This window comes from Acinetobacter sp. YH01021, assembly GCF_013420255.1.
Lineage (GTDB): Bacteria > Pseudomonadota > Gammaproteobacteria > Pseudomonadales > Moraxellaceae > Acinetobacter.
This window is the reverse complement of sequence record NZ_VOYO01000013.1, coordinates 47,582-60,320: the sequence shown is the minus strand read 5'-3', so window position 1 is coordinate 60,320 and position 12,739 is coordinate 47,582. Positions and strand designations below refer to the sequence as shown.

The following is a 12,739-nucleotide window of genomic DNA, read 5'->3' as shown; positions in this document are numbered from 1 at the left end:
AGACAATCCAATTACAGAGATAAATGGCTACGTAGCATCTTGAGAATTGTTTAACTTTAAGCATTTAGAACTTTAAAATGTATTCAATCTGATCTAAATGCTTACAACACCAGGTTTTACTTAAAATCCATATACAAAAAAGCCATATTGCTATGGCTTTCAAGGATGATCCAACGCTGGCTTAAAGATAATCCCCTTCGCTCTCCGGCTGAAACAGCACTTTTTCAATGGTCACTTTCATGGTATTACCATCCGGTTGTGGCCATTCAATGGTTTGACCTTCTGCTAAGCCCAAAATGGCTGCACCTATCGGTGCGATGACATTGACCTGCCCCTTTTCACCTTTAAATTCGTGTGGGTAAACTAGTGTCACCTCAACAGCTTCCGTAGAAGGTGCAATGGTCAACAACGCACGGGAATGCATGGTCACGATATTGCTTGCGATCGCTTGCGGCTCGACCACTTCGGCACGTGCCAATTCATCCTCTAAGCGGATCATGGTTTCGCTCAGCTTGCTCTGATTCTCCAGCATCGTTTCCAGACGATGTAAATCTTGCTCAGATAAAATAATGTTGGGTTTAGTCATCCTTATTACCTTGTTTAATGCATAAATGAAAAATTAATCAATCAACCGCCAGCAGCATTTTTAAATACAGGATTTACCCATATTCAAATGATACCGATCCATATAACGTTTAAATAAAAAGAATGATGTCATTCACGGCGCTTATATCAGCACCACCTTACAGTAACATGGGATTCACTCAAGCGCTTCATCTACCATGATCTTCAGCTCAATAACCTATTATTTTTAAAGTGTCAGGTTCTGAAAATAATTCCTGTAAATAATTTCAAGCAAAGCATGCAACGAATGCATTCATTCTTTTAAAGCATTTAAAAATACAAATAGTTGATAAAAGACTTTAAGCCAGATTGAGAAAAACTCAATATGATTTTATTGATGACTCAATCTCTTACGGCATGGAAATTGATCTATATAAGCCCGATCAAGTCTAAACATCTTTTACATCGTTATTTTTACAGCTATAAAAAAAGCTCCCGGTTGGGAGCTCCTTTCCGTTTATAAGCGATTATGCATAAACTGGGAATTTAGCACATACCGCTGCAACTTTCTCTTTCACCGCGTTGATAACAGCTTCATCGCCTTTAGCATCTAGGATGTCAGCGATCCAGCCTGCAAGTTCACGCACTTCAGCTTCGCCAAAACCGCGAGTTGTTACTGCAGGTGTACCGATACGGATACCTGAAGTGACGAACGGAGAGCGTGGATCGTTTGGTACAGAGTTTTTGTTCACAGTAATGTGAGCAGCACCTAACCAAGCGTCAGCTTCTTTACCTGTGATGTCTTGTTTGATTAAAGACAACAAGAACAAGTGGTTTTCAGTACCACCAGAAACTACGTCATAACCACGAGCGATTAATACTTCAGCCATTGCTTTCGCATTCACAACTACTTGTTGCTGATAAGCTTTGTATTCAGGTGCCATTGCTTCTTTGAAGCAGATTGCTTTCGCAGCAATCGCGTGAACCAAAGGACCACCCTGGTTGCCTGGGAATACAGCCGATTGAAGTTTCTTCTCGATTTCTTCGTTTGCTTTCGCAAGGATCAGACCTGAACGTGGACCACGAAGTGTTTTGTGAGTCGTAGTCGTAGTAACGTCAGCGATTTGCACCGGGCTTGGGTAAACGCCAGCGGCAACCAAACCTGCAACGTGAGCCATATCAACAAACAGATAAGCGCCAACTTTGTCCGCGATTTCACGGAAACGCTGCCAGTCAACGATTTGGCTGTATGCAGAGAAACCAGCAACGATCATGCGTGGCTTGTGCTCAAGCGCCAAACGCTCAACTTCTTCGTAATCGATCTCGCCAGTTACAGGATTTAAACCGTACTGAATCGCGTTATATGTTTTACCAGAGAAGCTTACTTTTGCACCGTGAGTCAAGTGACCACCGTGAGCAAGGCTCATACCCAGAACTGTATCGCCTGGGTTAAGAAGCGCTAAGTAAACTGCTGAGTTTGCTTGTGAACCAGCATGTGGCTGAACGTTAGCATAATCAGCACCAAAGAGTTCTTTAGCACGGTCAATCGCCAATTGTTCGATAACGTCTACATACTCGCAACCGCCATAGTAGCGTTTACCTGGGTAGCCTTCCGCATATTTGTTAGTAAGTTTTGAACCTTGAGCTTCCATAACTGCTGGTGAGCAGTAGTTTTCAGAAGCGATTAGCTCAATATGAGCTTCTTGACGAGCATCTTCATTCGAGATTGCTTGAGCTAATTCTGGATCAAATTCAGCGATAGAGATATTGGCAAACATTAGCGAGGTCCTATTGATTTAGGGCTTTTAAGCCGTGCTAAGATTGGCGCGTATTGTAGCATGAAGTTTTAAATTTTCGATCATGAACTTTATTCAGTTTGCAATAAAAATGGCTCATATCTAAAAAAACATGAGCCATTCAGATAAAAATAAGTTATTGAATTGGCATTAGAGATTTTACATCTGAAATAATATTAGGAATATTCAGTGCATAGACGCTACCATGATCCCATTTAGTCGCATTTGACTCATCCGTAATATAACGTACTGAAGTTTGTTTCTGATTGGCGAGTGCAACCAAAACATCTGTTGCTGCTTTCGGAACGGTACTATCTGCTGAACCCTGATAAATAATCACTGGCGTAGAAACTTTAACAAGTAAAGGCTGAGAATCTTTTTCCAAGAAGCTCTTTACGACTGGAATACTCATAAAGTTAGTTTGAGTACGAGGATATCCTTCTAAAGTTCCGTTATTTTGAGCATACTGTCCCATTGCAGCACCAAATTTATTACCCAGTACATCATAGCAATCAGTTTCCGCATTCTTAGCGATCTGGTCAGTCGGTGTTTTAAAAATCTGGCTATATTGCAGATTTGGGTTTGGATTACGTAAACCGGCAGTAATCAATGCCGTGAACGTATCTAAAGACGCCAAAGTTTCAATCTTTTTACCCAGATCGGTTTCTTGTCCAGCTTGCGTCTCACCACCTGACAAAATCAGGCTAAAATTAGAAGCAGGTGCTAAAGCTACCGTACCTTTATAGGTCATCTTAGAAGCACGTGCTGCATATTGCGCAGCGCCTAAAGCTGCCTGGCCACCTTGAGAATGCCCTACTGCAACCCATTGATTGGACGCTTGTGAACCTAAATAATTTCGTGCAGCCACAACTGCATCAGTAATAGAATAAGCTTCACTTTTCAGATTCAAGAAAGGATGAAGTTCTTTTCCACTTGGCTCTCCTAAACCTTCATAGTCAGGTGCCACTACAATATAGCCAGCTTGGAGAAACCCGCCAATCATGGCTTTAATATAATCATTCAGCGCTTTTCGACTCGGCGCACACTGATCAGCTACACCGGTAGTTCCATGTGCCCATGCCACAATTGGCCAGCCTGTAGCTGGAGGCGTTCCCTCGGGTGTGAAAACTAATGCAGTAGCTTGTGTTTCCTTACCATTAATTCCTAACATCTTATAAGTCATGATCACACTTTCGTCAGCGATCCCGGAGAAATCCGTTTGAGTATAGGCTACAGGTGTTGCCACGACTGGATTATCGATATTATTTACTGGAACAGCAGGTTTGGACTCGTAAAAACGATCATTATCACTATCATCGTTACAAGCAGTTAAGGCTACACTTAATGTGAGAAGAGCACAGGTCAATACTTGACGTTTCATCGATCTTATCCTTATCTTATTTATTATCGTCTCTAATGAGTTTTTCTGGTTTTATCTTTAACAAACGATAAAACTACATGTAATTTCCCAATTTATCTAAACAATATCAAGAAAAGAATGCGTTATTTTTTCTATTAAATTCGCGTCAGTTTATATTTATTATGAAATCAGCAAACTTAAAAATAGAGAATTTCCCCTTTTCAGAACTATACAAATAGTCGTCATACGTTAAAAAGCCTGCAATTAATACAGAAATAAAGCAATTCAATTGTCAGTTGCAAAATAATAATGTTAGATTTTACTCTCCTCTCTTTTCAGGCACATTTCCGACATGCAGGCCATTATTCTTGATACCGAAACGCATACTTTAAATGGTCAACCCATCGAAATTGCTTATGCGCCTGTCGAAATTGTAGAGCATAAAATCAGTCTGGATAAAAGCCGCCTGTTTGATCAGCTTTATTCATGTGACGAAGCCATTTCTTTTGCTGCCATGGCCGTGCATCATATTCTGGAATCGGATCTGGAAGGTCAGCCGCATTACACTACCTTTCGCCTACCTGATGAAACCGTCTACATGATCGGCCATAATATTGATTATGACGTCCGTGCCATCGAAAAATGTGGCGTAGATACTTCAAAAATCAAGGCAATTTGCACCTTGGCTTTAGCTCGTCGGGTCTGGCCAGATGCGGAAGCACACAATATTTCTGCACTGATCTATATGATCACCAAAGGCAGCGAAAGAGCGCGTGAAATGATCCGTAAAGCACATCGTGCCGATATGGATATTATTTTAACTGCCAATATTTTGATGCATATTGTGCATCATTTAAAAATCAACAGTATGCAGGAATTATTCGATGCTTCTGAAGATGCCCGAATTCCACGTACGATTAATTTTGGCAAACATCGCGGTACTGCCATCGCCGAACTTCCTACTGACTATGTGCAATGGCTATTGCGTCAGGATGAACTGGATCCTTATTTACGTAAGGCCCTTGAAAATACGGCGATCACGACATTATAGGTTTTATCAAAACAAACCTCAGTATTTTAATAAATACTTCATATTAATGTAATTTTCACAGACTATGCTCTAGCTGAATTTTAGCAACAATCTATTCAGCTATGATGCATTTTTATAAAACTCAACGTGGGATCGAGGTGCTACAGGATCGCTCCATCCCACTGACCGCACGCCAACGCCGCTTACTGGTTCTGATCGGCAGCCAGGATTTCAACTTATTAAATGATGGCTTAAAACAACAGCTTGCTCCTGCCGAACTCTTAGATCAGCTTTATGCCATGGATTTAATTATTCCAGCTGAAACGGGCGAGGTAGCCATCAGTCAAAAGCAGGCTGATGCAAGAACAGATACAAAAGTTGACCTGGCACACTCCGAGATTCACCGATCGTTGGACTCATCGATAGCAGCAGCTTCTGCGACAAAAGAACTCCATCCTGAGATGGAATCCATTAAAGTAGCGCAGGACATTCCATCTGCTGAAACGGATTCAAGCCATGCAAAAAAGCTGCCTGAACTGCAACCTATGTCTTTTGAAGACCTTAAATATATGATGATGGAAAGCTTACAAAAATATTGTGGCTTGATGGCCAAGCAGCAAATTCATCAGATTTTACAAGCGCCGGATACGCGCAGTTTAAAACTGTGCCAAATGCAATGGATTACGTCCCTTCAGGAAAGCCGTATTGCTCCCCAAGAATTGAATCACATTCTGAAGCAGATCAATTTTGCTTTAGACCAATTGCAGCAAAATGAAGCGCCTGAATAAGAATATCTTAGTCTTTTAAACTCTTAAATAAGCGAGTTTAACAATGAGGCAGCTTTAATTATTTAAGATAACTAATTGGTTATTTGATATATTTATATTTAAGCAAAATTTAAAGCTCGAAATATCCGACTTAAGCGTGATAGAAAAAGAATTATAATCCCGCCATATAGTGAGCATAGACATCCGATTGGATCATGTATATGTCACATTATTTAGAATTCGATGCGTTCGATAATCCCATGCAACTGAGTAAAGTTGGCAATTGGGTAATTACCTTTTTAAGTCCGGTTGAAGAACTGCAATTTGTGCAACTGGCGATCACCTATGTACTTCCCCGCCAGATCAGTGACAGCTTGCAACCGCGCCGTGTGTTGATTCAAAAAAGTCCCATTGAGCATCATTGGCTGATCCAGGCCATTGAATGTTTTGACAGCACGACTCGTCAGGAAATTTCTTTAAGCCCTGAGCATACAATCGCACAGCAAACTTTAGTGCAGATTCTAAAAGATTTTGAAAAATATGATGTGAATCTGCAGCTTAAACAGATTTAAATATTTGCTCACTCCAGCGAGCTTTTTTATTGTTATGGGATATTTCTTCGGCCAATTAAAGCCCATTATCACGTTGTCTTCTCTTAGATATTGAATCAGAAGCTGATTATAGCTGCATACAGTAGTATCCAAGCTAGCAAACACCAAAGTATAAAAAACTCACCTAAATGGTGAGTTTTTTATCTGCTGAATCGGTGATTTCGGATAAATAAGTTCAATTTTTTTCTACCTATCTGAAGTTCACTGATTAAATTATTCGATAACGCGATAAATATTTGAAGATTGTTGGCTTTCAAACAACAACTCAATACTCGGCAGAATGGTTTCACCATCCACCACGATGTGTTCAATTTTTTTGACCAACTCAGCTGCATGATGAATGTTGTGCTCTGCAAAGGAACGCAGCATCGCTTTCGCTTCAGTCACTTGGCTAAATTGATCTTTCACTTTGATATCAATCATCTTTGACATTTTTCCTTCCTCTCTCATTATCCAATTTGCAGTTTTTTATACCATAATTAGCCAAGCGATTAATCTTCAAGATGTTAGCGAATTTGGCAATGTAAACTTTTTTATCTGAATGGATTATAAGAAAAAAAATATTAAACTGAATGAATTGTGCAGACATTAAAAAAGCTCGCATTTCTGCGAGCTCTGTGTTGGATGGCTAGTGCTAGATTTATTGTCTGGTGATGAACATCAAACTCAACTAACTGTCATTGATCCGTCCAACTTATCGGTAGCGTCTTATTGATTTTACGACCTACCATGAGTTGAATATAACAGTATTTTTTTAGCCGACAATACTCTTTTACACTTCTAAAAGAAGACTTATACAAGATTTTAATTGTCATTTTTTTAAAGCAGATTAGAATATTTCTGGCTTGTTATCCGAAGACTTCTGCATTCATATCGTCTTTATCTAATTTATTGATTTCTAGAAAAATACCTTATTAAGCATACAACTTCCCGTTGCATAGACGGCTCAATACTCTCGTTCATAATCTCAATAAGCGCTTTAAAATTTAAGTTGGAATATGATTTTTTATAAATAAAAAATACTTCCGGAAAAGGACGCAATATTCAAAGAAACTGCTGTCATGAATCGATACGACTAATTTTAAAATGATTATTTTTCAAAAAATGGCGACAATTTAACCTCCCATCAATGTCAATTAACTATATTTTTGTCTGATTATTTAATAACTTACATGAGGAAATCAAAATTATTCAATTGATTTTTTGAACGTTAAATACCATATTTTTATTTGCAGCATAGTCAAATATTCAGAACCTTACTCAGCTTTTCAAATCCACCCTATTTACAGCCAAGCAATCTATAAATTCTAAATTTGATCGAAATAAAAACTCCCACTTAATGGAAATTTAATTTTATATCAACCTTAAACATTGAATATAAATGCAATACAATGCTCATAAATACATCGAGGTATATCTAATTTTTTATGTCAGCTAATAATTTTAGGAAACACCTTGATCTCAATTTAAGGCAGTTAATACTTTTATTGGCTATTTTTAGTGTGTCTAGCCTTTTTATTAGATCTCTTGCGAAAGTTAATTTAAGAGCATCCAATTCACCATTCCAGCAATTAAATTCATTCTTAGACCAAATCGTTTCCGTCTATTTCTATAGCGTTCTGTTAATATCCGAAAATGTTTAAGTTTGCCGTTGATATGTTCAATGGCTGTCCTACGCCGACTGATTTCTTGGTTGATCTTTTTTGCTATTTTGGGTAATGATAAATTCTTAGGTTTCTTGATTGGAATGAGTAACTTACTCTTAATCTGATGAAATCCTTTATAGGCTAAATCTGCCATGATACAAGGATAAATAATCATCTCCTTCAAATACTTACGCGCAATCGTCAGATCATGTTTTCTGCCACTTTCGACCTGTATACTTACAATTTTCTTTAGTCTTGGGTTAAAAATGACCTGTGTTTTTAGCGTATGTTTCTTCTTTTTACCACTATAGAATTTTCTTTGTTTTTTTGGGATGCTCAATCTGTGACTCAGTGACATCAACGATCACATAATCCCCCTCACTAAACTTTTGATTCCTTTTAGGCAATGCGAAAATCCGTGATTGAATCAGAGCATTTTCAACTTTTTGAATAGTACGATTCACATTGCTTTCAGCTAGGTTATAGTCAGCGGATAACTCAATTTGAGTTCTATAACAGCGTAAGTAATTTAAAGTTAACAACAATTGATCCTCTAAACACAACGAATGAGGTCTTCCAGATTTTTTCTTGGCAAGTTCAGCGTGTTGTAACACCGATACCATTTTTAAGAATAATGGACGAGGAACTCCAACGAGTCGTTTAAATTCCCCATCATTAAATCTAGTTAAATTTTCATATTTCATGGGGCTAGTATAAACAATTTTTTACTTTCGCAAGAGATCTATTATTTCTCTCATTATTAGCTATCAGATCGTAAAAAATCAGTTAATCGACAATTCTCTTGCCTTAAACTCTGATCATGCACATAAAATTGCATTAAGCACAGACAACCATTTTAGAAATATGCTTCTTGAGCTGGACTATAGTGCCAAGATATTAGGTCAAGACTTTAATAACAATGAGCTAAGAGAAGCCGAGGTCAATAAATTAAAATATCAGTCTGAACACTATAACAGTGTTGTGATCAGTGACACCCAAGGCAGACTGATAAACTTTTCCCCTAATATTCTGCATATTGATAAAAGCAAAATACAACATACTCAAGGGATTATTGACTCTCTTCATAAAAAATCGACTTATATATCTTCGCCCTATTTTTCTGTGCAAAAAAATATGATTGTGTTTATTTCTCAACCTATTTTTGACAAGTCAAATCACTATCAGGGCTTCATCGGTTCAGCGATTTATTTAAAAGAAAAAAATGTAATTAATCAGCTTCTAACCACTTATAAAAATTATAAGAATAGTTATATGTATGTGATTAACAATGAAAATAAAATTATTTTCCATCCCGATCGTGAAAGAATCGGTCAATTGGCCAGCAATAATACTGGTCTGGAATATATGCATGCGCATAAAAATGGTCAAATTCGTTTAATCAATAGCCAGGGCACTGATAATCTGGCGGGTTTTTCTCATATTCCGACTTCAAACTGGATCGTGGTTTCCCAACAACCCACCCATGATTTACTTAAACAGGCAAATTCTATCCTTTATAAATTAGCCGCAGGATTCTTTTTATTTTATCTGCTTGTTTTTTATATTGTATGGCGACTGTCTGACTCTATCTCGGCCCCGTTGAATCAACTGGCAGATATGGCGAGTCTGCTAAATCAGGCAGAAATCGGTTCAAAAATTAAGAATATCCAGCCTTGGTACTATGAGGTCACAAAATTCAAGTTAGCCCTACTGCTCAGTGTTCGCAAATTTTCACAACAAATGAGCAAGATGGATCATCATATTAATACGGATCCTTTAACCGGCTTGATGAATCGTCGTGGTTTAAATTACGTCATGATTCAAAACATGAAAATGAACATCCCGTTTTCAGTACTTCTGATGGATGTGGATCACTTTAAAAACGTGAATGACAATTATGGTCATGATCAAGGTGATGTTGTCTTAAAACATATTGCCAAGACGATGCAGCAAAAATTTCGTAAAGATGATATTTGCTGCCGTTATGGCGGTGAAGAATTTATCATTATTATACCGAACAGCAATCTCACTGAAGTGTATGAAAGTGCGGAAAGGTTCAGAAAAGAGATTGCAGGTAAAGAGATTCAGAATATAGGTCACATTAGCATTTCGATTGGGATTGCTTCTTGGCCAGACAGTTCTAAAAATATTCTAGACGTTTTGAAAATTGCCGATAACAATCTTTATCGGGCGAAAGATGATGGCCGCAACTGTGTGCGTTGCTAATTTGATTTATTTTTCAGTTTTATAGCTTAAATAAATGGTGCGCTCAGCGTGCATACGAATTGCATTTTAAGCTATTGTTTTGACTAACTTTATATTTTGCTTTTAAAATATGTACCACTAAATGTACTACTAAAATAAAAAGTGCTTCGGGTTCTAGTCCCTTTTATCAATATATTACACCAGTAAAGCTCAGGAAATACGCATCATTTTTCTGTTATCTCTACCATGTCAACGTAGTATCTTTTCAAGCAAAACAATAGCTTATTTTAATATGGGACAATCTTGGTCTAAACGTGACTTTATCCACAAGTCTTCAAATCCTTGTGTAAGTAGATTATATCATCTATTTTGATTGAAATAGAGGGGAAAATATAATGGAACAACCGCACATTTACTGTGATAGAAAAATTCTTAAGTGCTCTGTATGTAGAGCGTGGGATGACTATAGTTTTAATGATACCCAGCACTTTTCTATTGTTGCTGCTGCGGAAGGCAAACAAACTCGTGGGCTCTACTCTATTGAGAGTATTAAGTGCAAAGAATGCAATAAGGTGGCTAAGAACAATCAGGATCCCTATTTTTATTATTGAGGGATTTACATGAAAACATGGACCTACTTTTACATAGAGCACACGATAAAGAATGGAGAGATTTTTAGGAAGGAATCTGGGTGGGGTTTGGGCTTAAAAGGTGGAAATAATGTCTTTAAATAATAAGATGAGTAATACTTTTAGGCTTAACATAATTACTTATTATTTAAGATATATATATTTAGGTGGTAGCGAAATGAGTAAAGGACCAAAAATTTATGGAAACACCTTCCTAAATTGTGGCACTGGGATACAAACCAGGGGGTTAATTGATGGGCAAATATATGGAAATAGGATGAACAATGTGGATGTTGGCATTGATATTGATGAAGTTTTTGAGGGCGAAATAGCTCATAATCATATACAAAATGCGAAAAAAGAAGCTATTCGGGTAAGCCAGTACAGCCCTTATGATTATTTTGGCATACCAAAAAATGTTGATTTAAATGAATTACGAAATTTATTTGAGAAATTAGATACTAGTCCGGCTGAGAAGCGTGTAGAGATACTGGAAGAAAGTGCACTTTCTAAAATAGATCAATTTACATCTATTACTGAAAGGGTTGTTAATTTTTCAAAGGAATATGGCCCTATTCTTTTAGCTACTTTTGGACCATATTTTAATAATATGGGGCTATCATAACTCAACTTAAACCACCCCAACACATATCCCCACACTCACATTCGTCGTAATCGAATGAGCTGTGCAACAATAATTATTTATTAAAGTAAAAAAACAAAGCCCTCATTAGAGGGCATTTATTTATTTTAAGAATAAAGTCCTTTCTGCAGCTCGGCGATTCACCAGACCTTGCATGCGTTTGCCGCCAGCATTGACCCAAACATTAAATTGATTGGCAGCAGCATTATAATTACCTTCATTCAATCGTTTGACTAAGGTGGAATTTTTGAATGCAGTTGATCCAATGTTGTAGGCTAGCGAAACTAGGGCATCAAACTGATTCTGATTGAGTGGAACTTTGACCGTATTATTTACAGTCTGCTCAAATGATTTCAGATCGTTCTGCATATAAGCTTTGGCTTGATCCAGTGTGCAGGTATCCCCTTTTTTGACACGAATACCATTTGGGTATTTTATGGTGCCGAAACCAATAGTCCATACACCTACGCCATCATCATAGGCTTTCAGTCGCAGACCTTCAAAATTGCAGATCAAATCGACTCCACTTGGACTCACATGCATTTCATCTATGGCGGTACCCAGCACGTCGTTCAAGTCATCATAGGCAGTTGCAATTAACTTATCTGCAGCATCAACCTGCTTTTGGGTGAGTTTGCCACCACTGATCTTTCGTAAGAAATCAAAAATGTGTTTCATTATGGACCACCCTTAACTTTAGGCTGCGCAATCTTACGGCCAATGTACGCCAATGCAGGCAATACAACTGAAAGCAAAATAGCATGGTATTCAGTAGGGATAAGCTGTGTATTAATGCCCTCTTGAATTAAAACAGGAAGAACACCCAATAAAAAAGCTCCGATAACTGGGAGCTTTACAGATAAATATTTCCAGACATTTTCGGGGATGAATTTCATTTTTCCTCTCTCATATTTCGTTCATAAAGTTTATTGCGGATTTCTTCAACCGTTCTTAAGAGTTGGTCAGATTGCTTTTCAAGTACTTGAATGCTTTGGGTGTTGGTCATGGTCTGAGTATTTACCGTGTCCGTTTTGTTGGTCTGGGTGTTCCAGGCAACCACAAATAGGCCAGCTAAAAAAATGCCACCAAAGCGCACAAGATTAGTGATGCTATCGATCTTGGTTTTACTTTCATGCAGCACCCTGATCTGCATATCCATTTCTTTAAACTTCGGATCAATCTCATTTCGGACTTGCTTGATCTCACTTTTAAAGTTTGACTTTGCTCGATCCAGATCGTCTTGCAAATTATCCCGAGTCTGAGTTAAGTCATTCCGGGTCTGCTGATGCTCTTTATTTAATTGCTCTAACTGCATATTCATGCGGTCAAGCTTTTGGGGCATTTCAGCTAACTTATCCATACTTTTTCCAAGATCGTTAATCTTGTCTGATATGGCAAGAAGTTGCCCTGCTGTCGCTACTGGTGGATCAGTTGTGTAGTCATTAGACATTGTGCCCCCTAAATTTTGGTAATAAAAAAGCACCCGAA

The 12,739-nt window shown here is 37.9% G+C and carries 13 protein-coding genes; 5 read left to right on the top strand and 8 right to left on the bottom strand.

Features of this window, described 5'->3' with window-relative positions; translation table 11 throughout:
• Positions 1 to 181: 181 nt before the first annotated feature.
• The 3 genes from rnk to FTT86_RS10575 all read right to left on the bottom strand — a co-directional run bounded on the left by rnk (position 182) and on the right by FTT86_RS10575 (position 3,741).
• Positions 182 to 586: a nucleoside diphosphate kinase regulator gene (rnk, locus tag FTT86_RS10585; RefSeq protein WP_180181166.1), complete on the bottom strand. Its 405-nt coding sequence runs from the start codon at positions 584 to 586 to the stop codon at positions 182 to 184.
• A gap of 505 nt (positions 587 to 1,091) precedes the next feature.
• Complete coding sequence (gene glyA / locus FTT86_RS10580; RefSeq protein WP_004279023.1) at positions 1,092 to 2,342, bottom strand: serine hydroxymethyltransferase; 1,251 nt, start codon at positions 2,340 to 2,342, stop codon at positions 1,092 to 1,094.
• A gap of 154 nt (positions 2,343 to 2,496) precedes the next feature.
• A complete protein-coding gene (locus tag FTT86_RS10575) occupies positions 2,497 to 3,741 on the bottom strand; it encodes a S9 family peptidase (protein ID WP_004731639.1) in 1,245 nt (414 codons plus the stop codon).
• A gap of 331 nt (positions 3,742 to 4,072) precedes the next feature.
• Between FTT86_RS10575 and FTT86_RS10570 the strand changes: the two genes are divergently transcribed.
• The 3 genes from FTT86_RS10570 (at position 4,073) to FTT86_RS10560 (ending at position 6,089) form a co-directional block, all read left to right on the top strand.
• Positions 4,073 to 4,771 (top strand): DUF3820 family protein, encoded by a 699-nt coding sequence (locus FTT86_RS10570; protein WP_004279026.1) that lies wholly within the window; start codon positions 4,073 to 4,075, stop codon positions 4,769 to 4,771.
• Between the two features lie 101 nt (positions 4,772 to 4,872).
• A complete protein-coding gene (locus FTT86_RS10565) occupies positions 4,873 to 5,538 on the top strand; it encodes a hypothetical protein (RefSeq protein WP_004279028.1) in 666 nt (221 codons plus the stop codon).
• A 200-nt stretch (positions 5,539 to 5,738) separates the two neighbouring features.
• Positions 5,739 to 6,089 (top strand): hypothetical protein, encoded by a 351-nt coding sequence (locus tag FTT86_RS10560; protein ID WP_004731641.1) that lies wholly within the window; start codon positions 5,739 to 5,741, stop codon positions 6,087 to 6,089.
• A 252-nt stretch (positions 6,090 to 6,341) separates the two neighbouring features.
• Here FTT86_RS10560 and FTT86_RS10555 read toward each other — a convergent pair whose 3' ends face one another.
• Positions 6,342 to 6,560 carry a hypothetical protein gene (locus FTT86_RS10555; RefSeq protein ID WP_004645598.1) on the bottom strand — a complete coding sequence of 73 codons (219 nt, stop codon included), beginning with the start codon at positions 6,558 to 6,560 and terminating at the stop codon, positions 6,342 to 6,344.
• Between the two features lie 1,104 nt (positions 6,561 to 7,664).
• Positions 7,665 to 8,478 (bottom strand): IS5 family transposase gene (locus tag FTT86_RS10550; protein ID WP_180181165.1). Its coding sequence is split into 2 segments (ribosomal slippage): positions 7,665 to 8,090 and positions 8,092 to 8,478, totalling 813 coding nucleotides; the frame shifts between segments, so codons are not numbered across the junction.
• A 16-nt stretch (positions 8,479 to 8,494) separates the two neighbouring features.
• Between FTT86_RS10550 and FTT86_RS16260 the strand changes: the two genes are divergently transcribed.
• Both FTT86_RS16260 and FTT86_RS10540 read left to right on the top strand, forming a co-directional pair.
• Complete coding sequence (locus FTT86_RS16260; RefSeq protein ID WP_373886128.1) at positions 8,495 to 10,000, top strand: diguanylate cyclase; 1,506 nt, start codon at positions 8,495 to 8,497, stop codon at positions 9,998 to 10,000.
• 699 nt (positions 10,001 to 10,699) lie between these two features.
• A complete protein-coding gene (locus tag FTT86_RS10540) occupies positions 10,700 to 11,233 on the top strand; it encodes a right-handed parallel beta-helix repeat-containing protein (protein WP_180181164.1) in 534 nt (177 codons plus the stop codon).
• Positions 11,234 to 11,353: 120 nt separating this feature from the next.
• On the opposite strand, the gene FTT86_RS10535 is transcribed toward FTT86_RS10540, so the two are convergent.
• Genes FTT86_RS10535 through FTT86_RS10525 form a run of 3 tightly spaced genes read right to left on the bottom strand, consistent with a single transcriptional unit; the run spans position 11,354 to position 12,701 of the window.
• Positions 11,354 to 11,929: a lysozyme gene (locus FTT86_RS10535; RefSeq protein ID WP_180181163.1), complete on the bottom strand. Its 576-nt coding sequence runs from the start codon at positions 11,927 to 11,929 to the stop codon at positions 11,354 to 11,356.
• The gene (locus tag FTT86_RS10530; RefSeq protein ID WP_180181162.1) at positions 11,929 to 12,147 is read right to left on the bottom strand and encodes a hypothetical protein; all 219 of its coding nucleotides are present in this window, start codon (positions 12,145 to 12,147) and stop codon (positions 11,929 to 11,931) included. The genes FTT86_RS10535 and FTT86_RS10530 overlap by 1 nt, the downstream gene beginning before the upstream one ends.
• A complete protein-coding gene (locus FTT86_RS10525) occupies positions 12,144 to 12,701 on the bottom strand; it encodes a hypothetical protein (protein ID WP_180181161.1) in 558 nt (185 codons plus the stop codon). The genes FTT86_RS10530 and FTT86_RS10525 overlap by 4 nt, the downstream gene beginning before the upstream one ends.
• Between the last annotated feature and the right edge of the window lie 38 nt (positions 12,702 to 12,739).